17 protein-coding genes and 1 pseudogene are annotated in these 21,473 nt (G+C 57.6%); 7 read left to right on the top strand and 11 right to left on the bottom strand.

Annotated features, from left to right (window positions below):
- Positions 1-9 precede the first annotated feature (9 nt).
- Positions 10-1,374: an APC family permease gene (locus AB4N82_RS24345; protein ID WP_032891482.1), complete on the bottom strand. Its 1,365-nt coding sequence runs from the start codon at positions 1,372-1,374 to the stop codon at positions 10-12.
- Between the two features lie 198 nt (positions 1,375-1,572).
- Between AB4N82_RS24345 and AB4N82_RS24350 the strand changes: the two genes are divergently transcribed.
- Positions 1,573-2,358: a helix-turn-helix transcriptional regulator gene (locus AB4N82_RS24350; RefSeq protein WP_032891481.1), complete on the top strand. Its 786-nt coding sequence runs from the start codon at positions 1,573-1,575 to the stop codon at positions 2,356-2,358.
- Between the two features lie 63 nt (positions 2,359-2,421).
- Here AB4N82_RS24350 and AB4N82_RS24355 read toward each other — a convergent pair whose 3' ends face one another.
- From AB4N82_RS24355 to AB4N82_RS24375, 5 genes are all read right to left on the bottom strand, one after another.
- Entirely contained in the window at positions 2,422-2,886 is a 465-nt protein-coding gene (locus tag AB4N82_RS24355; protein ID WP_460103346.1) for a M10 family metallopeptidase C-terminal domain-containing protein, read from the bottom strand.
- 222 nt (positions 2,887-3,108) lie between these two features.
- Positions 3,109-4,188 (bottom strand): polyamine ABC transporter substrate-binding protein, encoded by a 1,080-nt coding sequence (locus tag AB4N82_RS24360; RefSeq protein ID WP_095184806.1) that lies wholly within the window; start codon positions 4,186-4,188, stop codon positions 3,109-3,111.
- A gap of 60 nt (positions 4,189-4,248) precedes the next feature.
- The gene (locus AB4N82_RS24365) at positions 4,249-4,590 is read right to left on the bottom strand and encodes a cupin domain-containing protein (RefSeq protein WP_032891477.1); all 342 of its coding nucleotides are present in this window, start codon (positions 4,588-4,590) and stop codon (positions 4,249-4,251) included.
- 27 nt (positions 4,591-4,617) lie between these two features.
- A complete protein-coding gene (locus AB4N82_RS24370) occupies positions 4,618-6,024 on the bottom strand; it encodes an NAD(P)/FAD-dependent oxidoreductase (RefSeq protein ID WP_122765124.1) in 1,407 nt (468 codons plus the stop codon).
- Between the two features lie 49 nt (positions 6,025-6,073).
- Positions 6,074-6,883 (bottom strand): helix-turn-helix transcriptional regulator, encoded by an 810-nt coding sequence (locus tag AB4N82_RS24375; RefSeq protein WP_122765123.1) that lies wholly within the window; start codon positions 6,881-6,883, stop codon positions 6,074-6,076.
- A gap of 256 nt (positions 6,884-7,139) precedes the next feature.
- On the opposite strand from AB4N82_RS24375, the gene AB4N82_RS24380 reads away from it, so the two are divergent.
- Complete coding sequence (locus AB4N82_RS24380) at positions 7,140-7,412, top strand: DUF1652 domain-containing protein (protein WP_032891472.1); 273 nt, start codon at positions 7,140-7,142, stop codon at positions 7,410-7,412.
- Positions 7,413-7,423: 11 nt separating this feature from the next.
- Here the strand turns inward: AB4N82_RS24380 and AB4N82_RS24385 are convergent, their stop codons facing one another.
- Positions 7,424-9,871, bottom strand: a complete 2,448-nt coding sequence (locus AB4N82_RS24385) for a UvrD-helicase domain-containing protein (protein WP_122765122.1) — start codon at positions 9,869-9,871, stop codon at positions 7,424-7,426.
- Positions 9,872-10,090: 219 nt separating this feature from the next.
- On the opposite strand from AB4N82_RS24385, the gene AB4N82_RS24390 reads away from it, so the two are divergent.
- Positions 10,091-10,786 (top strand): pirin family protein, encoded by a 696-nt coding sequence (locus AB4N82_RS24390; protein WP_122765121.1) that lies wholly within the window; start codon positions 10,091-10,093, stop codon positions 10,784-10,786.
- Positions 10,787-10,848: 62 nt separating this feature from the next.
- Here the strand turns inward: AB4N82_RS24390 and pgm are convergent, their stop codons facing one another.
- The 4 genes from pgm to AB4N82_RS24410 all read right to left on the bottom strand — a co-directional run bounded on the left by pgm (position 10,849) and on the right by AB4N82_RS24410 (position 17,140).
- Entirely contained in the window at positions 10,849-12,492 is a 1,644-nt protein-coding gene (pgm, locus tag AB4N82_RS24395; protein WP_032891469.1) for a phosphoglucomutase (alpha-D-glucose-1,6-bisphosphate-dependent), read from the bottom strand.
- 96 nt (positions 12,493-12,588) lie between these two features.
- Positions 12,589-13,995: an aminotransferase-like domain-containing protein gene (locus AB4N82_RS24400; protein ID WP_122765120.1), complete on the bottom strand. Its 1,407-nt coding sequence runs from the start codon at positions 13,993-13,995 to the stop codon at positions 12,589-12,591.
- A complete protein-coding gene (locus tag AB4N82_RS24405; RefSeq protein ID WP_032891467.1) occupies positions 13,992-15,410 on the bottom strand; it encodes a hypothetical protein in 1,419 nt (472 codons plus the stop codon). The genes AB4N82_RS24400 and AB4N82_RS24405 overlap by 4 nt, the downstream gene beginning before the upstream one ends.
- Before the next feature lie 707 nt (positions 15,411-16,117).
- Entirely contained in the window at positions 16,118-17,140 is a 1,023-nt protein-coding gene (locus tag AB4N82_RS24410; protein WP_032891466.1) for a zinc-dependent alcohol dehydrogenase family protein, read from the bottom strand.
- A 247-nt stretch (positions 17,141-17,387) separates the two neighbouring features.
- On the opposite strand from AB4N82_RS24410, the gene AB4N82_RS24415 reads away from it, so the two are divergent.
- The 4 genes and pseudogenes from AB4N82_RS24415 to AB4N82_RS24430 all read left to right on the top strand — a co-directional run bounded on the left by AB4N82_RS24415 (position 17,388) and on the right by AB4N82_RS24430 (position 21,409).
- Positions 17,388-18,302, top strand: coding sequence for a LysR family transcriptional regulator (locus AB4N82_RS24415; RefSeq protein WP_028616088.1), 915 nt, complete (start codon positions 17,388-17,390; stop codon positions 18,300-18,302).
- A 152-nt stretch (positions 18,303-18,454) separates the two neighbouring features.
- The gene (locus AB4N82_RS24420) at positions 18,455-19,723 is read left to right on the top strand and encodes a tyrosine-type recombinase/integrase (RefSeq protein WP_460103355.1); all 1,269 of its coding nucleotides are present in this window, start codon (positions 18,455-18,457) and stop codon (positions 19,721-19,723) included.
- 263 nt (positions 19,724-19,986) lie between these two features.
- Positions 19,987-20,231 (top strand): annotated as a pseudogene (locus tag AB4N82_RS24425) (type II toxin-antitoxin system ParD family antitoxin).
- Positions 20,232-20,683: 452 nt separating this feature from the next.
- The gene (locus tag AB4N82_RS24430) at positions 20,684-21,409 is read left to right on the top strand and encodes a gluconate 2-dehydrogenase subunit 3 family protein (protein WP_034105421.1); all 726 of its coding nucleotides are present in this window, start codon (positions 20,684-20,686) and stop codon (positions 21,407-21,409) included.
- Positions 21,410-21,473 lie beyond the last annotated feature (64 nt).

The raw sequence follows: 21,473 nt of genomic DNA on the forward strand, positions 1-21,473 counted from the left end.
AACCGCTCCTTACAATTTCTGGAAGACCGGACTCGACCGGCCGCTGATGCAATAGAAAATCACCGACAAGGCCAGCAAGCCGAGGATGATCATGATGTCGCGCACAGACGCCGCATAGATCAAGGTCACCAGCAAGTAACCTGCACCGATGACAGCCAACAACGCCGGCAACGGCCACAGCGGCATGCGATAAGGGTGTTCGCGGTCGCGCAGCAACACGCGGCTCATCAACGCGCTCAACGCCACTACCAGGTACACCAGCATGATCAGCAACACGCTGAATGAGGTGAGATCCGCCAGATTGGAACTGAAACTGAGCAGCGCCGACGGGATCGCCAGGAACAGCGTCGCCAACCAGGGCGAATCCCAGCGCGGGTGAATGCGAGTGAATAGTGTGTTGATGGTCGGCGTCCACAGCGCATCGCGCCCGCTGCTGAATACCACGCGGCCGATCTGGATCACGATGGCGACAATCGCGTTGAATACAGAGAGGAAGATCCCGGCACTGACCAAGCGCGACAAGGTTTCATTGCCGTGGCTGGTGAGCAAGTAGCCGATGGGGTCTGGGCTGCTGATCATTGCGCTCAGGGACGGCGCGCCGATCAGCAGTGCGGTGATCGGCACCAGTTCGATCACCACCACCAAGCCCAGGGACCACAACACGGCCTTGTGCACGCCTTTGCCGCCGCACTTCATGTCTTCGGCCAGCAGCACTGCGGGGCCGTAGCCATTGTAGGAAAACAAACCTATGCCCACCGCACCGATCACCAAGGCCCACGGCGCGAGATGCAGCACGCCGTTTTCGACGATCTGGGGCTGGAACAACACACTCGCCGGCTGCACCGGGTTACCAAACCCGATAAATACGATCACCAGTAGCGCCGCCACTTCCAGCAGCAAACAGGTGCCGGTAATCCAGGCATTGAGCTTGATATTGAGAATGCCCAGGGCGTAGCTGCACACCACAATCACCAGGGCGACGGTTTGCGAGTCGAACGTCGTGCCCAAAGCGTTGTTGAGATAGGTCGCGGCCCCGGTGGCCAATACCGGCGGGATGAATAGCAACATCACCAGCACCGTGAGAAAGGTCGCATAGCCAGCCATGCCACCGAACACACGCTTGGCGTACACATATTCACCACCGGCACTGTTGTGGGCGCGACCCAGTTCGGCATAACAAAACGCGAACATCAGCGCGAGCAGGCCGGCCATCACAAACGCCAGGAACACACCACTGCCCGCCTGCTGGATGGCAAAGGGCGCGATCACAAACACGGAACTGGCCGGCGTCACTGCGGAAACGGTGATGGCCACTACATCGAAAACGCTAAGGGTAGGTTTCAACACGCCGTCAGGCGTGGGGGAAGTGCTCATATCGTTATCCTCTGTCGTTGTTCTTGGTGTGAGGCAGAAACGAAAAATGATGTTTTTCGGGATATGTTTCCCGTTGGATGATGAAGACGTTATCGCCCAGGAGTTTGTCAGCCAATTCCCCTATTGGCGTACTCCCCTTGACGGTTCCCGGCAAAAGCCGAACCCTTGAGCGATCTTTTGCTGGCGGGAGCCTGTGATATGAGCCTGTTCCGTGAGGTCGGCATGCACGCTGGCTTGGGCCGTACCGTCGCGCACATCGGTACCCAGGGTTTCTGGAAACAGTTGGTGCTGTTGTTGCACCAATGCCTGCCCTTCGATAACGCGTTGGCGATTTTCTACCCGTTGGAGGGCGCGCCCCAAGCCCTTGAGGAATACGACGCCCAGCCCAGCAGCAAACCGGCGTCGATGCTGACGTACCTCAATGGCCTGTATTTGCTCGATCCGTTTTTCCAGGCGTGTCGCGAAGGGTACTCCAGCGGTGTATACCGCCTGGAAGAAGTGGCGCCGGACCATTTCCGACAGAGTGAATACTTCCTCAATTACTTCCATGACAACGTGCTGGAAGACGAGGTGCAATTGATCCTGCAACTGCCGGGGATGGGGACATTGTCACTGTCGTTGGGGATGCAGCGGCGGTTCAGTGCAGAAGACACTGGGCTGATGACGATGATGGCGGCGTGGGTACTGCCGCTGATGCAGCAGCATTGGCAGCAAAGCACCCAGCGCGCCCCGGCCATGGACAGCCAGATCAGGGATGCCTTAAGCCAGTTCGGCTGTGGCGTGCTGTCGGACCGAGAGCTGGAAATCGCCCGCCTGGTGCTGCGCGGGTTTTCCTCCAAGGCCATGGCTGAACGCCTGAATATCTCGCCGGACACGGTGAAAGTGCACCGTCGGCATTTGTACGCAAAGCTGGATATTTCATCGCAGCCGGAGCTGTTTTCGTTATTTATCCAGTCGCTGGGGCATGATCTGGAAAATCCGTAGAGCGATATCGACGTAAAACGGCCGGGCAGCACACGCTGCCTGACCATTTTGCGGTGAGTGGATTTAACTAAAGAATTTAACGTGATCGGCCAACAACTTTACATTATCAATACGGATGGAGAAGTTAGGCCCCTGCGCATTGACTTTCATATCCAGCGTACTCCAACCAAAAGGGCTGTGCTTTAACTGTACATCGCCTACTTCAGCGGGTGCACGAGGCCGAATATGAATTATCTTTATCTTGCTATTCTTTACCATGTCAGACAAATCAACTTTATCCTCCCTTGGATTGAAGTTGAAAATAGTATCCGGATCATTGCTCGTAGAGTCTGTTAAGTGTTCGTACTTGAAGGTATTCGCACCTCGCGCGCCCACCAACTGGTCACTGCCACCGCCACCGACAAGCACCGAAGCCTCGTCGGGCCTGGCGTTCAGGCGTTCACGGGCGTCTGTGCCACGCAATACAGGAAGGCTGTTTTCGGGACGAGTCCACGTTCCGCCATTTGGCAAACTTTGTACTGAAGACATATGAGGTACCTTTTCATGTAATGATCAATAAAGAAGCTTCGTGAATTGCGGACGAGAACTTCTCACACTGATACCTCTCTTCCTACTCGAACTGTTTTTCCTGTCGTTTCCGGAAAACAGCAAAACATCCCTTAGTCTAATAATTCAACTGAACGTTGCTGGCCACGCTTCGTAGACCAGCAACACTTTCAAATATATTTTGCAGTACTCGACAGCGTTTGATCAGCGGCCCATACGAATCGTATTCCACACCCGCGTGCGAATCCGGTCGATATTCAGCGGCATTGATTCCAGCGCGAATAACTTGCCCATCATGGCTTCGCTTGGGTAGATCTTGGTGTCTGCCTTGATCTCAGGATCGACCAGGTTGTCCGCCGCGCTGTTGCCATTGGCGTAATGCACGGAGTTAGTAATGTCCGCCATCACTTGGGGCTCAAGCAGGTAGTTCATGAACGCGTAGCCGGCCTTTTCATCGGGGGCATCCGCAGGCATGGCCACCATGTCGAACCAGATAGCGGCGCCTTCCTTGGGGATCTGGTAACCGATTTTAACGCCGTTCTTGGCTTCCTTGGCGCGACTCTCGGCTTGCAGCACATCGCCGGAGAAGCCGACGGCCACGCAGATATCGCCGTTGGCCAGGTCGCCGGTGTATTTCGAGGAATGGAAATACGCCACGTAAGGCCGCACTTTCATCAGCAAGGCCTCAGCCTTTTTGTAGTCTTCGGGCTTCTTGCTGTGGTGCGGCAAACCCAGGTAATTGAGGGCGATAGGCAACAGCTCCGGGCCATTGTCGAGGATGGCTACGCCGCACTTGCTGAGTTTTTCCATGTATTCGGGCTTGAAGATCAAGTCCCAGGAGTCCACCGGGGCGTTATCCCCCAGCACGGCCTTGACCTTGTCGATGTTGTAGCCGATGCCGGTGCTGCCCCACAGGTACGGGAAGCCATGGGCATTACCCGGATCGTTGTTTTCCAGGGTTTTGAGCAGCACCGGGTTGAGGTTTTTCCAGTTGGGCAACTGGCTCTTGTCGAGCTTTTTGAGCGCGCCGCCCTGGATCTGCCGGGCCATGAAATGGTTGGACGGAAACACCACGTCGTAACCCGAGTTGCCGGTCATGAGCTTGCCGTCGAGTGTTTCGTTGCTGTCGTACACGTCGTAGCTGAAACCGATCCCGGTCTGCTTCTGGAAGTTCTTCGTGGTGTCTGGCGCGATGTAGCTGGACCAGTTGTAGATTTTCACCGTCTCGGCGGCCTGGCTGATAGAGGCCACCAACATCAAGGGCAACAGGGCAATGGCTTTCATGGTTCGATTTCCTGGCGGTTTTAGGGCTGTTTTTATGGCAGGCGATCAAGGATCAAAGCGTTACAGAATCAGTACGTAGGTCTTGCGCACGGTTTCCTGGATATCCCAGATTCCGGTGCTGTTGGCCGGCAACATCAGTGCGTCGCCGGCTTGTATGTGGACGATTTCACCGTTGTCGGGGGTGAAGGTGCAGCGGCCCTGGATAAAGTGACAAAACTCCTGGGATTTGATCTGGCGACGCCAACGACCCGGCGTGCATGCCCAGATGCCGGTTTCGACGCCGTCGCTGCGCTCTACGCTCAAGGTCGAGGCCACCGCAATCGGCTCGCCCAGGGGCACGGCCACGGGTGACGAGTCCGGCAGGTGGGCATTCAGCGTGTCTTTGAAATGCGTGATGCTCATGGGTTTTTCCCGTGTAAGTGAAACGACTCAGTGCATGAACCCTTCCATGAATCCGGCCAAGCCGGTCGCCAGCTTGCGGCGCCAAGGGGCGGTGTTGGGGTTCGCCAGGACTTGGTCTTCATGGACAAAACTGCGAATGATCGCGTTGTAACCCAGCCAACGGCAGGGTTCCGGTTCCCAGGCCTTGAGCGCATCAAGGCCGCGCTCGCGGATCACCCAAGGTTGATAGGTCAGTGGCGTGTCGCGACGGAGGATCAAATCCGCCAGAGTGCGGCCACCCAGGTTGGTGGCTCCAACGCCCTCCCCGCCATAACCGCCGGACAGCGCGATGCCGGTGGTGTGATCACAGAGCATGTGAGGTCGAAAATGGCGCGACATACCAAGGTTGCCGCCCCACGAATGGGTAATCCGCACGTTCTTGAGCTGTGGGAAGAGTTCGCCGAACAGATAGCGACGTAGCTCCACTTCGCTATCGGTCAAATCGAAGTTGTGGCGAAGTTTGCCGGCGAATTGGTAACCGCCGCGGGCCCCGAACACCAGTCGGTTGTCTGCCGTGCGCTGACCATAAGTGACCTGACGGCTACTTTCGCCAAATGCCTGGCCGTGGCGCAGGCCAATCTCGTCCCAGGTGCTGGCGGGCAGCGGCTCGGTGGCGACGATCAGGCTTTGCACCGGCAACTGGTAGCGGCCCAACGGCGGCAAGGTGTTCGCGTATCCCTCGACGGCGGGCACTACCCAAGCGGCGCGGACACTGGCCTTATCAGTGCACAGGCTGCCGGACTGCCACTGGGTGACCGGACTTTTTTCGTAAATCGTAACGCCCATGCGCTCCACTGCCCGCGCCAGGCCGCGCACTAGCTTGGCCGGGTGGATCGTGGCGACGTGAGGTGCATAGATACCGCCATAGGGTTTGGCAATGCGGATCTGTTCGGCTAACTGCTGTGGGCTCAGCCAGCGATAATCGCCTTCGGTGAGGCCTTGGGCGTAGAGCTTGTCCAGGTAGGCACGCAGGCTGCTCTCCTGCTCGGGGTAACGGGCCGCGCAGTACAGCGCGCCACCCTTGCGGTAGTCGCAGTCGATGCCTTCGCGGGCCAATACCTGGGCGACTTCATCCGGAATGCTGTGCAGCAGGTCGAATGAGGCCCGGCGTTGTTCAGGTGCCAGGCCGGCCAGCAGGCGATCTTCCCCCAGCAGGTTGCCCATCAGCCAGCCGCCGTTGCGCCCCGATGCACCGAAACCGGCGGTTTGAGCCTCGATAATCGCAATCTTCAGCTCGGGCGCCTGGCGTTTTAGGTAGTAGGCGGTCCAAAGCCCGGTGTAGCCAGCGCCGATAATCGCCACATCGACGTCCAAGTCGTGTTCCAGGGTCGGCCGCGCCACCAGGGGGTCGTCCAGTTGGTCCATCCATAAACTGATGTTGCGCCATGCCGGCATGCCAAGCTCCCCAACCACGTTTCGATGGGGCTGATCCTAGGGCCGGCGGTTATTCGTTGTCTTGCGCGCGTGCACGCAGGGAAATTTGTTTGACGTAGGCCTTGGGCGACTGGCCGGTGTGCTGGCGGAAGGCACTGTAGAACGCAGACAACGAATTGAAACCGGCGGCAAAGGCCAGGTCGTCTACCTTGATCGGCGGGCGCGCGTTATCCAGCGCGGCGAGCAAATGCTGCAGGCGCGCCTGGTTGACGTAGCGATAGAAGCTTTGACCCAGCACTTGGTTGAGCAGGTAGGAAATCTGATTGCGGCTGTAACCGCACTCCTTGGCGACTCGCTGCAGGTCCAGTTCCGGGTCCAGATAAGGCTGCTTGTGCTCGAAATACTGCTGCAGGTCATTGGCCATATGCCCCAGTTGCTGGGGCGACAGGCCCAAGCGGCTGACGCTGGGGCGCTGGGCCTGGGACGGTTGTTCGTGCACCAGTGACGCGTATTCATTGACGCGCCAGATCAACCCATCGCGCACGGTGATGGCCTCGCTGGTACGGAATGACACCAGCCCATTGCCACCACGCAGGGTGATGCGGTACTGGATAAAGGCGGTATCGCCGTCGGCGCGGATGCGGTCGGTGTGTTCAATCGCTTCGTCAGCTTCGCGTGGCATGCTGGCTTGCAGGTAATCGCGCAGCTCGGCGTAACCGACTACGCGGTTCTGGAAAAAGTCGTGGTACTGGATGTCCGGGTGGTAGTAGGACATCACCCCGTCCAGATCGCGATGGCGCCAGCACAGGTGATGGCGTAATACCAGGTCGCCCGTGGCTTGGGTATGCAGGCAATCATCGTCGGGAGCGATGTCAGGCATGGTGAGCTCTGCAGCGGGAAAACCGTGGAGATTGCCGAAATTCGGTGGTGCGTTCAATGGCCAGGTGCAACTTCGGACTAATGGCCACTTGCCCATTTCTGAGCAGGACATGACCCACATCAACCGTTAGGAAAACAACCGCCGAACGGGATGAAAAAAGTCACCTCCGGTTAAGAGCGAATGCTATTTTTAAGCTCTACAACGCCAAGACCAGTGACGGTCATGGCCCCCTGCCGCGAGCTAAAGGAAGCGCTCAATGAACAAGGTGGGCAACATGAATAAAGTGACGTTCCCCAACGCCTGCCAGCTGATGCGCTGGCATTTTCATCCAATGGGCTTCGAGGGCAGCATGGACGCGCCCGGCAGCATGATCGCCCGCCTGTTTGACCGCGTCAGCGGCGAAACCCTGATTGCCATCGCCGGCATCCCTTGTGCCACGGTCATGAATGCCGCTGACGTAGAGCGAATTATCGAGGCGGTGGAGGATGAACTGGCGTCGTTTGTGCCACCGCTGTCACTGCGGGCCTGAGCGATCAGCCATCAGCCGCGCTGATCGTCAAAAAACGCTTTCTTTCCATCTACATGCTCCGAGGCCTTCGGCATATTCACGGCCTGGCCTTCGGGCTTCTCCACATACCAGTAGCAATGGCTGACCGCCCGGGTAATGCCGACGTAAGCCAGGCGCAGCACTTCGTCTTTTTGTGCCGTGTCATAGGGTTCGCTGTCGCCAGACTTGCCCAGACCGGCCATACGATAGACCTGGTTTTTGTAGGGGGAACGGGTGAGGTGTTGGCAATCCCCAAGCAGGAATACGGCGTCCGCCTGTAAGCCTTTGGCACTGTGATAGGTCAACTGTTTCAGCCTGCGTGCTTGAATCGGCAAGCTAGAATCCACATTAATTACAGACTGAATATGCTCTTGAATCAGTAACTTATCGCTACTTTTTCGATACAGCATTAATACCGACTCACCCTTCTGATAATGCTCCAGCAGCTGACGGCCCAGCGCCGCGTCGTCACGCTCCAGCACCTTGACCGGCTGCAATGCCTTGGGCGCGCCGCTGGCTTTGGCCTTCTTGCCGGGAATCGCCGGCGCTGTGCGCACGATGTGCTCGGCAGCATCGATAATGTGTTGGTGGCTGCGGTAATTCTCGCCCAGCATCACCCGCGTGGTGCTCGGCGACGGGAATTCCTGATTGAACTCCATGAAATACTTGGGTGAACTGCCCCGCCAGCCATAGATCGATTGCCAGTCATCGCCCACACACAACAGCGAAGAATGCTGGGCACCACGGCCCACGTGCATCGCGGGGCCACGGCTACGGATTTCTCGCAGGCTGGCGCGGATCCACGAGACAATCTGCGGCGACACGTCCTGGAACTCATCGATCATCAGATGCGACAGGGGCCGTAACAGCGGGTCGCTGAGCAGCTTGAGGTTTTCCGGAGTGTTTTCACCGAACAGCGAGAACATGCGGTTGTAGGTCATGATCGGCGGTGACTGGTCAAGCAGATGGTCTTCCAGGGCCTTCCAGAAAATGCTCAGCGCCTCGAAGAAGAAGCGGTCCGGATCGTCCTTGGCGAAAGTCATCTGACCCACGGCGGTCGGAACGTCCAATCCAAGGTTTTCGATAAAGCCGGCCGCCATGACAAAACTGTCGAGCAACGGGGCACCAGCCAGTTCACCTTTAACCTTGTAATCAAACCCGGGGCCGGAGGACGCATCCCCAGCCAAGCTGCTTAAAAGACGCTTGGATGATTCATAATTATCCAACCAAATTAGAGGCTTACGACAGAAAGCTTGAAACAAGGTTCGCTTCACTGCCCACTCCGCACGCAGTGACAGCTTGGCGTTGGGCCGACTGAGCCGGGCGTTTTCCCGCGAATCGAAACCCAGTACTACCCACGCGTCCAGCTCAGGGACATAGCCATGGCAATGGAACTGCGCGCCATTGATCTCAATGGTCTGGCGACTAGGCTCAATGCCTTTGATCGGCCAGGCACCTGCGCGAAACCATAGATCTTCGATTGCATCGCACAGTTCTTCATCTCGTTTAGCTGCCAGTTCGGTTACCGCCACGCGCTTTTGCACATCCGGGTGGTCACGTTCCAGCTCCTTGAGCTGCAAGCCATGCCGAGCCAGGGGCGCGATCAACGCTTGAAAGCGCGGGTGCTGCCCGTAAAGTCGGTGGTAGCAGGCATTCATTTGTTGGCGCTGGGCGTCGTTGATGCGCAGGTCGAACGGATTACTGTCGGCATCCTCGAAACCTGAGCTCAGGTTCTCAAACGCTTGCAGGCGTTCAAAACCCGGCAGGCTGCGGACCATCGGCAGGATGCGCGAGTGAAAGGTGCGCACCACCGCCTGGGCTTCTTTCATGCCAAGCGGTCGACCCCACAAGCTGAGAATGTCCATAAGCTTGTTGATGAAATCCTTGCGCGACTCGCGGGTGAAGGTCACCACGGTCATCGAACTCAATTCAAAGCCCAGGTAATGGGTAAGCAACAATATGCGCAGGACCAGCGAGGTGGACTTACCTGCACCGGCCCCGGCGATCACTGAGGTGGACGGCGTGTCACTGAAGATCATCTTCCATTGCGCCGCACCGGGCTGGGCATGGGCTGGCAGCAAGCGGGCCACGTCGGCCTTGATGCGTTTCTTCACGTCCGCCGTCAAGGGCAATCGCCAATCATCGAACAAACTGTCATCGACACCGGGCGCACGATGCTCTTCGGGACGAAAGTCGCGTATCAACAGGACTTGTCGACCTTCCTCGATACCATCGGCCTTGCCCTCACGATAGCCATACTCCACACCCGCTTCGTGACCGCTGCGAAAACCATCGGCCTGACCGTGCAACCAGGAAAACCGGTGCTGTGCGCGCAAACGGGTCAAGCCATGGCCAAACAGGCGTGCAGCCAGGCGTTTCAACAGAGGCATTTGCGCCAATGGGAGCAGTTCGGGGGGCAGATCAGGCTTTTGTTGCGGCACGCGGACTCCTGCGGTGAGCTGGTTTGTGACAAGTGCGCCATGGTCGCCGGAATCGGCACTCAGTTCCAGGCAATTGCTTTGCTGTCATGCAGTTAGCCGATGAAGTGAAAGTCAAAACACCGCTAACCAATCGCTTTACCTGATAGGAATCAGGCATTTTTTACGCTTTTTATCGATCATGGCCTACGGGATCATAAGCGCCATCAACAGGAGACGATCATGCTTGAACTTCGACCTTTCAACTCCCTGGGCGGCGCCCACCATGGCTGGCTTGATGCCCATCACCACTTCTCGTTCGCCGAATACCACGACCCCAAGCGCATGCACTGGGGCAACCTTCGCGTGTGGAACGACGACATTATCGCGCCAGGTACGGGCTTTCCACAGCATCCGCACCGTGACATGGAAATCATCACCTATGTGCGCGAAGGCGCCATCAGTCACGCCGACAACCTGGGCAATAAGGGCCGGACTGAAGCCGGTGACGTGCAAGTTATGAGCGCAGGCACTGGAATCGCCCATAGCGAATACAACCTGGAAGCGACGCCGACAAAGATTTTTCAAATCTGGATCATCCCGAACGAGGCCGGTTTGCCGCCCTCCTGGGGCGCAAAGCCATTTCCGAAAGGTGACCGCGAAGGGTTTGTCACCCTGGCCAGTGGCAAAGCCGGTGACAGCGAAAGCCTGCGCATTCGGGCTGATGCACGCTTGGTGGCAGCCAACCTGAAAGCCGGGGAAACGGCAGAGTATCGCTTGGACAGTGGCCGCCGTGCCTATCTGGTGCCAGCCACGGGAGTGATTGAAGTCAATGGCTTGCGTGCGCTAGCGCGGGACGGTGTTGCGATTGAAGATGAGCGGGTGTTGCGGGTCACGGCGATTGAAGACAGCGAGATCGTACTGGTCGATCTGGCCTGAGCTGAGTCTTCATCCCGATAAATGTGGGAGGTGGAATGTCCCCTCCCACATGGCTTTCGGTGTTACTGGGAAATGGCGCCGTCTACCAGTACCTGAGCCTCTTCTACCAGCTGTTTGAGGTGATCTTCGCCGATAAAGCTCTCTGCGTAGATCTTGTAGATGTCTTCGGTACCCGATGGCCGTGCGGCGAACCAGCCGTTTTCGGTCATTACTTTCAGACCGCCAATGGCTTGATCGTTGCCCGGCGCGTGGCTGAGGATCTGCTGGATGCTTTCCCCAGCCAGTTCGGTGGAGGTCACCTGCTGTGGGGACAGCTTGCCCAGCAAAGCCTTCTGCGCCGGGGTGGCCTTGGCGTCGACGCGAATGGCGAACGGCTCGCCAAGGGCGTCAGTCAAGCCACGGTAGATCTGGCTCGGGTCCTGGCCTTTGCGCGAGGTCATTTCCGCAGCCAGCAGCGCTGGGATCAGACCGTCTTTGTCGGTGCTCCACACCGTACCGTCTTTGCGCAGGAACGACGCACCGGCGCTTTCTTCGCCGCCAAAACCCAGCGACCCTTCGAACAAGCCATCGGCAAACCACTTGAAGCCTACCGGCACTTCATACAGCCGACGGCCAATGCGCGCGGCCACACGATCAATCAGGCCGCTGCTGACCACGGTCTTGCCCACGGCTGCATCCGCGCGCCAGTCGGGACGGTTCTGAAACAGGTAATCGATGGACACGGCCAGGTAGTTGTTCGGCGCCAACAGGCCGCCGGACGGGGTAACAATACCGTGGCGGTCGTGGTCCGGGTCGCAGGCGAAAGCGACGTCGAAACGTTCCTTTAGCCCGATCAAACCCTGCATGGCGTAGCTGGAGGACGGATCCATGCGGATCTGGCCGTCCCAGTCGACGCTCATGAAGCGGAAGGTGGAATCGACTTCAGTGTTCACCACGTCCAGGTTCAGGCGGTAGTGCTCGGCAATCGCCGACCAATAGCGCACTCCTGCTCCGCCCAATGGATCCACGCCCAGGCGCAGATCAGCGCTGCGGATAGCGTCCATGTCGATCACATTGACCAAGTCGGCCACGTAGCTGTTGAGGTAGTCGTGACGATGGGTGGTGTCAGCCTTGAGTGCCTGGGCGTGGGTGATGCGTTTGACCCCGGCCAGCTTATTGGCCAGCAACTCGTTGGCTTTGGCTTCGATCCACTTGGTGACGTGGGTATCAGCCGGGCCACCATTGGGCGGGTTGTACTTGTAACCACCACTTTGCGGCGGGTTGTGGGACGGCGTAATGACGATGCCGTCCGCCAGCCCGCTGGTACGGCCACGGTTGTAGCAGATGATGGCGTGGGAAATCGCCGGGGTCGGCGTGTATTCATCACCCTCCGCCAGCATTACATGGACGCCGTTGGCCGCCAGGACTTCCAAAGCGCTCGCGCCGGCAGGCGTCGACAGCGCATGGGTGTCGAGCCCGACAAACAGTGGACCGTTGATGCCTTGGGCTTCGCGGTACAGGCAGATGGCCTGGCTGATGGCGAGTACGTGCCATTCGTTAAAGCTCAGCTCGAAGGAGCTACCACGGTGCCCCGAAGTACCGAAGGCCACACGTTGGGTGGAGATCGCTGCATCAGGCTGGCCGGTGTAATAGGCCGTAACCAGTCGCGGGATATCCACCAGCAACTGGGCCGGCGCCGGTTTGCCCGCAAAAGGACTGATTGTCATGCATAAACCTCGGATAGAAGGATCTGGAAAAATGGCAGTTTACTGAGAGTTCGACTACGGCGCGACGGTATCGATCCTACAACCGTAAGAGAAATTTCACCCAGTCTGCGCCTGCCGCAGTGCTTCACTCAACGCTGCCAATGCAATATCCAGATTAGGCTGACCGTGAAAGGTGTGGCTCAAGCGCAGGTTTTGTTGATGCAACCCGCTGACACTGAACAACTCGCCGGGCGAGATCACTACCTGCCGGCCCAGCAACCGCTGGAATGCCTGACGCATGTCCACCGCACGGCTGGAGGCCAGCCAAAAGGCGGCACCGGCGGCAGGCATCCGATAGGTCACCTGGTCGCCCAAGTGCTGCTCCAGGCGCTGACTCATTAGCACGGCCTGCTCGCTCAACTGCTGGCGCAGTACGCGCAGGTGCTGGTCCAGTCGCCCGCTTTGGTACAGGCGGGCAATCGCTCGCTGACGGATCGACGATAAGCGGAATGAGCGCAACAAGAATTGGCGCTGTAGCTCGTTGCTCATGCGTCGGGACAGCAGATACCCATAAGAAGCTTCAGAACCAAGCACCTTCTCGAACGAAGAAAATACAATCAGCCGCTCAGGGTTCACTAATTCGCGCAATGCTGTGTGCGGCGCTTCGAAACCCAGCTCACCGAAGGTGTCGTTTTCCAGCAACCAGCAACCGTGTTGTTCCAGCAGTTGTGCAACGTAAAGACGCTCGTCAATGGACATAGCCACCCCTGACGGCAGGCTGACCGAAGACGAGAGCAACACCAACTGCACCGACTCATCGCGTAGCAGTCTGGCCAACGTGTTCCGGTCAATACCGCCCTCCTTCGTCCAGGGCAACTCGATGATGCGCACCCCAGCGCCCTGCAACAACCGCAGGATCACCCAATCACAGGGTGACTCCACGATGACGGTAGTGCCCCGCAGGCCCAGCACTTCGATCAGAATATCCAGCACACCACGAAGGTCGGCACCGATATACACATCGTCGGCATGCCAGCAGCGCGTAGCTGAAGAGGTATAACGTGCCGCCAGCGCCGCACGTAACTCCCACACACCACATGGCTGGGACCATGGCTGCAACTGCGGCGGATACTGACGCACCAACTCCCGCTCCAATCGCAGCAGCGTTTCATCCAGCGCCCCCAGCAAGGCCGGCTCGTCACCACTGAAGACCGCCATGCCAGGGCGCCGAGCGGCAGCGTACAAGCGGTCGAGCAAATCCCCTCCCGCCCACGGCATCGGGTTTGCGGACATTGGCCATGCGTAATAACCGGACTTGGCCACCGAATAGACCCTGCCCTCCTTCTCTAGCAGTGCATAGGCATACTGAATCGTCGAAATCGACACATTCAGGCGCCCGGCCAACTGCCGCAGGGACGGCAGTTTTACCCGGGTGTCGGTGCTGACTTCGTTGATCAGACTGATCATGTAGCGATAGACCGCCTGATACGCGAAATCCGCCTGACGCTCGCCACGCAGCGTCATCGACCGAACAATGGCACGGCCTGAGCCGCACTTTGGACGGCACCGTCTTGACGTACGTCTTTCGCACTGACCACCTGCCGTTTGCGGTACAGATGCTGCAACAAGGGCAAGGGCAAGCCGCTGGTGTCCATTACCCACTGCTGCAGCATCTCGGCGCAGGGCTTGCCTTGCAGGACTTTGTGCAATTCGGGCAGTGCCACCAGCATGCCCGGATGGCATTGGCGCAAGTAACCCTCCAAGCGCTGGCCGTGATCAAGAAAGGGAGAGAACAGCATGCAGATCAGCTGAGTTTCATCCAGGCCAAAAAATTGCTGGGCGTAAGTGCTCGACAGCATCCGCCCTTCAGGGGTCCCGGCCTGAGCCAGCACATCTTCGGGCATACGCAGTCGACGCATGTAGGCATCGGCCTGTTGGATAAAACCGTCGACACCGTCTTCATAATCCAGTTCATGCAGAAACTCGGCCTGCAGCCCGCGCAGATGAGCCATCAGCAACGGATTGGAATAGGCCGGATGGCTGAAGTGAAAGCCCAGCGGGTCTGGAACGTAAGCCATGAACTCAGTCAGCAAGGGGGCAGACGCCATGTCGACATCTTCCAGCAGATCGGCGATGCCGATGTAGGCCAAGTGACGGTGTCCGGCCTTGCTGGGGTTATCGTTGGCGGTGTATTCCTCACCGAATACATCACGGTAGTAACCGGTGCTGCACTCGTCCATGCGCGCAAACAGCGCGTTGAGCGACAGCGAGCTGCTCTTGGGAACAGCGATACCCGCACTTTGAGCAGTTTGCTTGAACCAGGCTAAAAACTGACTCTGCTTACGCGGTGAATCACCGCTGACCAGCGCATGGACGCCTCCGTTGTAAGTGGTGACGCGCTGGTAAAAATCACCGACCGCCAAGTAGGTGTCGTTGCACAACGTAGCGCGACAGTCCCCGGCACTCACGTGGCCCACCATCAACATATTGCGCTGGCTGACCTCCCGCCCGATCGCTGACGCGGGGCGCAGATGGTTGAAGGGCTGCACTTCCCGATTTTCCACCATCAATAACTCCACGCGCGGGTCGTCGTGGAGAAACAGCCGGCCGTAGCCGCGATTGAGGGTATCGAGTTGGCCCTCGGTCATGCCTGCGTGCCGTAGCGTCGCGACCCTGAGATGAAAGGTACGGGGTGCCCGACCGGCAATGGTCAATTGGGCAGCGCGCAGCAATGCCAGGGAATAACTGCTGACTTCACCGCCACCATGGGCCACCAGCACTTTGAAATCCCCAACCTGCTCCATGCCCCCTGCTGCGACAACGATTCGCTGCACCAATAACTGCAGGGCGGTACGGCCTGCGCGAGTAAAGTGCCCAATCAAACGTTGCAGAACTTGCTGGTAGACATGATTCATAGCCTGTTCGTGAATAGTGCTCATAGTTCTACTACCTGAGTTGAAATATCAGTTTCAAGCAACTGCTGACAGTGTTTGCTCGACCTATTTTGCGTGTAGGAAAATCGCGCACCGCATTGTGCGCCGATGATTAAACACTAGCACCGCGCAACAAAACGACAGGGATCGCCAGGGGTTTATCCCTCACCCTTAAAAACCCATAACCAAATGTATTTAAAAGGAAATCCAGAAAAACAAACTAGACTTAGGACTCTTCCGACAAGTTCCTACACATTTTTAATCAGCCTTTTAAAGAGGCGTCCGACAAATAGACTCAAACAACTTTCCCTTTTGCAGGGCAGGTACGACTTATGAAGGCTCCTTCCGTCACGAGCCCGTGTGTGCGCCACACTCATAGTTCGAATAAGTATCTGCAGAGTTTTCATAGATTCAATCATTGCTCAATCCTTGAGATGAAAGTGAAGACGCAATTATCAAGGCTGGAATAATGATTAATAGATACAGAAGCCCGCCTAAAACCAGTTCAGATGAGCGCGGGATGTCGCGTACGGGACGCACAAACAACAACGCCGCACTGGGATTCAGCGCGGCGTCAGGGAGGAAGAGCAGGATTTGGGGGCTAAAGTGCCGAATCGGCACCTTCTGGGGCGAGCGGGTTAAGCCCTGTCAAATGGCGTATTTGCCCCATTCACTCAGGCACCGGAACACTCATTTACGAATACTCCTACAGCTCAAACAGCCGCAACCTGCAAAGCAACTCGCTCGCGGCACGGGCATTCGTCCATATAACGGTGCGCTTCCACGAACTGGTTGAACGGAAACACCGTGGTTTTCAGTGGAAGCAGCACGCGGTCGGCGGTGAGTTGGTTGATATCACGCAACGCACGCTGCAATGCCACCTGGTCCTGAATGATGCCCAGCTCCGGTTTACCGGTGAAATTACCGATGCAGTGCACGAAGAACTGAATGTTCTTCTGGAACGCCGCACACGCGGGGAATGGCGTCTGGTTGCCGCCCTGCAAGCCATACAGCACCAAGCTGCCACGGGGCGCCAGCACATCGCCGAGCAATGACATCTGCGGGCCACCCAAGCCATCGAACACCACGTCAACGCCACGGTTGTCGGTGAACTTGTTGATTTGCATCAGCAGGTCCTGCTCTTCGGTGACGATCACCTTCTCGGCCCCGAGGGACAGCAGGTACTCACGCTCAGCGCTGTCCTTGGTTGCGGCAATCACCCGCACACCCAGGGCCTTACCCAGCTGGACAAAGGAAGGGCCGGCGCAATGACTCGCATCGGTGACCAGGGCAAATTGCCCCGGTTTGACCCGAGCCAGATCCATATAAGCAAAGTAAGCAATCAACAGCGGCGTGTAATGCACGCTCGCTTCAATAGGGCTCAGCACGTCCGGGTAGCGAGTCAGGGCTGAACGGGGCATGACGATTTGTTCGCCATACACCGGGTAATCATTGGGGCTCTCGGCCGGAAAACTGGCCACCTTATCGCCCACAACCAAGTCGTCCACGCCCTCGCCAAGGGCGACGACCACCCCAGCCATCTCGTGGCCAAGGCCAGATGGAAGACGGGCGTGGGAAGACGCCAGGTTCTGGCGCCACAAAATGTCATACCAACTGATGCCAATCGCCTCGACACGCACCTGCACTTCGCCCGGTGCAGGCTGCGCGGCTGCATGCTCTTCGCATTTGAGCACCTCGGCCGGACCAAACTTGTGAAAACGGATCGTGCGGGACATCGCAAACCTCGTCAAAGTAACCTCTAATGCCATGAACTTTATCTGGGCTTTGCGGGTAAGACCACAGGTCGCCATTAATAGTCGACATGCCTGTCATCGATTCCACGCCTGAGGAATAGACCCCAACTATCGTAGGAAAACTCAATTATCCTGTGCAGAGTACCAGCCTTTCCCCGTAAGATTAATGCTGGTCATCGTTTCCATGTGGCCGCTCACGTCAAGCTAGCTGACTCTTCCAGGACACAAGATGAACCGTAACGACCTGCGTCGTGTCGACCTTAACCTCTTGATCGTATTCGAAACCTTGATGCATGAGCGCAGTGTGACCCGTGCCGCCGAGAAACTCTTTCTCGGCCAGCCAGCCATCAGCGCGGCATTGTCGCGGCTGCGTGGTCTGTTTGACGACCCGCTGTTTGTACGCACCGGGCGCAGCATGGAGCCATCGGCCCGAGCGGTGGAAATCTTCGCCCTGCTCTCGCCGGCCCTCGACTCAATCTCAACCGCCGTCAGCCGCGCCGCCGAGTTCGACCCGGCAACCAGCACCGCCGTGTTCCGCATCGGCCTGTCCGACGATGTCGAATTCGCCCTACTGCCTCAACTGCTCAAACGCCTGCGAGCTGAAGCCCCAGGCATCGTGCTGGTGGTGCGTCGCGTCAACTACATCCTGATGCCGGGCCTGCTGGCCTCTGGCGAAATCTCCATCGGCGTCAGCTACACCGCCGACCTGCCGGCCAACGCCAAGCGCAAAGTGTTGCGCCGCAGCCTGCCCAAACTGCTGCGCGCCGACAGCGTACCCGGCTCCTTGAGCCTGGACGACTTCTGCGCCCGCCCCCATGCCTTGGTATCGTTTGCCGGTGACTTGAGCGGGTTTATCGATGAAGAGCTGGAAAAGCTCGACCGCAAGCGCCATGTGGTGCTTGCCGTGCCGCAGTTCAACGGTCTGGGCACCCTGCTGGCGGGCACCGATATCCTCGCGACCGTACCGGATTATGCGGCTGAAGCGCTGACATCCGCCGGCGGCTTGCGCGCCGAAGACCCACCGTTACCGGTGCGCTCGTTTGAACTGCACATGGCCTGGCGTGGGTCGCAGGACAATGATCCGGGGGAGCGGTGGTTGCGGTCGCGGATTCAGATGTTTTTTGGGGACCCCGATAGCCTGTAATGGAATTCCATTAAATTCCATAAAACGTTTTATAACAACAAGTTACTGGTTATTTAAGTCCATTGCCGCCTGTCTAAATCCAATGGATTCCACGACTCATGGGGGCATAATTGGGGGCAAATTTCGGTTCCTTAAAAAGGATGCCCCCACCGATGCCCCCAGACAATGTGGTTGTTTTCAAACGAAAACTCAGCGATGCCTTGATCCGCTCTCTGACCGAACCAGGTAAACACGCCGATGGCGAAGTTCCTGGCCTTTATTTGGAGGTCAGAGCGTCGAGCAAGGTCGGCAAATCCCCTTCCAAGGTTTGGCGATTGAAGTATCGGCTGCATGGGAAGGAAAACCGCTTCTCCATCGGCGCTTACCCCGACATTGGCCTCAAGGAGGCGCGCGACATTGCCCGCGGCGCACGCCGCGACGTGGCTAACCACACCGCTCCGCTCAAGGCCAAGACCGCCAAGATCGAGGCACAGTTGCTCAATGAAGAGCGCACCTTCGCTTACGTGGCCGAGCAATGGTTGGCATTCAAGTCAGCCGACCTGGTGACCAAATCCATCTCGGGCTTTACCGGAGCGCTGAACAACCACATCTTGCCTGCCATTGGCAAAAAACCGATCAGCGAGATCAAGTTGGAGCACATCACTACGATCATCACCGAGTTGCGCCGCCAGCGCACCATGGCCATGGCCCGACGCGTGCGCACCATCATACGTGCCGTTCTGGGCTTTGCCGAAGGTCGCGGCTGGGTGGAGCGCAACGTGGCTCTCAGCAACATTGAGGAGTTGAAGATTCGCCACATCGTGACCAGCAACCCGGCGATCGAAAGGCCATCCGACCTAGGCAGGTTTCTTATACGCCTTGATGACTGCAATGACGGCAGCGTTGCTACCGCAATGCGCCTGCTGGTCATGTTGCCGGTCCGCCCAGGCGAACTGGTGCAGATGCGCTGGGAAGATGTCGACTTGGTGGGCGCCGATTGGCGTTATGTGGTGAGCAAGACCAAGCATCTGGACAAGAGCAAACACATCGTGCCGTTGCCTGAACAAGCGTTGGTTCTGTTACGCGAGCTACGTAAAACCCGCGTGGTGGATGAAGAAGGCAAAGGCTGGGTGTTCGTCTCGCCGGTCTATCCAGGACGTCCCATAAACCCAACCTCCATGCTCAAGTCCTTCCAGCGCATCTGGCCGGAGTACGACATCACTGCTCACGGCTTTCGCGCCACCTACCGGACCATCGCTCACGAGCACCTGGGTATTGACCCAATCGTGCTCGAACTCTCGCTATCTCACCGTATGCCAGGTGCGCTGGGGGCTGTGTATGCACGCGCTCAACTGCTAGTGCAACGCAGGGAGGCGGCTCAGCAATGGGCGAACTACTTAGACCAGTTGCTGCAAAACGCGGCGCGAGCCACCACCGATTGATGATGCAGAGAAACCATTAAAAAAATTGGAGAGGGAAACGAGACAGGCATCGGGTGGGTTAATCGTTGATTTATATGGATTTTATTTTATTACGCTGATGCAAGAATACTTGATGATGTACTTGTTTTCTGGGGCTTTCAAACGTGAAAATACCAACGGTGAGTGCGCCGATTGGCAGCCTTTGACCACTCATCTGCGGCGCGCAAAATCGAACCAATAGTATGATATTTCGCACCACTTCTGACCTATCAGAGAGGCATCCCATGGCAGCGGTACGAAAAACCATCACCGTTACGGACCAGCAGGACACTTGGATCAAGGGCCAGATTGAGGCTGGCCATTACACCAATGACAGCGAGTATATTCGCGACTTGATTCGTCGCGAGCAGGAGCGCACTGCAGAGGTAGACGCCATCCGTGCTGCCTTGCTTGAGGGCGAGGCCAGCGGCAAACCTCGCGCGTTTAATGCTGAAGCGTTTAACAGCTGATGCTGAACACCCATGGCTGAATACCGCCTTACCCCTGCGGGCGAACGTGACCTCGAAGGGATTTTGATCATTCGTACCCTGCATGACCGGATAGACCCGCCGCGTAGTCAATGATCGCTCCTGCCGCTCAATCCGAGTCCCGGGTCCGAGCATCAAGCCTCCACTTAGCACGGGCAAAAATGACCGCGCTCGTAATTGCTCACCCGTTTCTGCTGTTGAAGCAAAAACGTAAAAAGATTTGTATTATCAATAGATTGGAATTTTTTATCGGTCAATATTTTGAGGGTTTCACGTCAAAAGTTTTAATAGCGCGGTCATTTGACGCACCCTAAACTCCCCAATAGAAACATTCTGAATCACCTCGCTCGTTCATCTTGCGCCGCCCATGTTCGTGTGATTGCCGCTGGCCCCAAGCCCTGCGGGCGCTGCCGTGCGCGCATGGGAAACGTGCCTGATCCTCTAAGGAACCCCCATGCAGCGCAGAGACTTCTTATCATCGGCCATCGCGCTGGCGGCTGCGTCGACATTACCCGTTGCACGCACCGAGGAAATTACCGGTGGCCAACCCTGGGAACCGGCCACGGCCAGCCTGCCAGCGTTGCCCAGCGTACGTCAGGGCGGCCTGGCGTTCTTCAATCAACATGAATTTCAAACCACCGAAGCGATTGCCGAACGGTTGATTCCAACGGACGAGCTGTCGATCGGAGGCAAGGAAGCCGGTTGCGCGACGTTTATCGACCGCCAATTGGCCGGTGACTACGGCAAGGGCGCCACGTTGTATCGGCTGGGACGTTTCGTCAAAGGTACGTTCGAGCAAGGCACGCAGTCCGCACTCACCCCCGCCGACCGCTGGCGCAAGGGGCTGGTAGCGATTGACGAATACAGCCAGGGGCAGTTCGGCAAACCCTTCTTGCAACTGCAAGGCGAGCAACAGGACCTGGTGCTGCACAGCTTCGAAAAAAACGCGGTCAAGGTTGGTTCCGAGTTTGACGACGGCGCCAAGGAGATCTTCGAACAGGTGCTGGCCAACGTGCGTGAAGGCTTCTTGTCTGACCCGATCTACGGCGGCAACAAAGGCATGGCGAGCTGGAAAATGCTTGGTTTCCCCGGCGCACGCTATGACTTCCGTGACGTTATCGCCAAGAAGGGCCAGAAGCTCAACATCATCCCCACCAGCCTGATCGATAACACGCTCTGATCCCCTAGAACACTTGAGTGATGAGGCCTTGCCATCATCGCCGACTGACCGTGATTCGCTGTAA

The organism is Pseudomonas sp. H1_D04 (assembly GCF_054683855.1).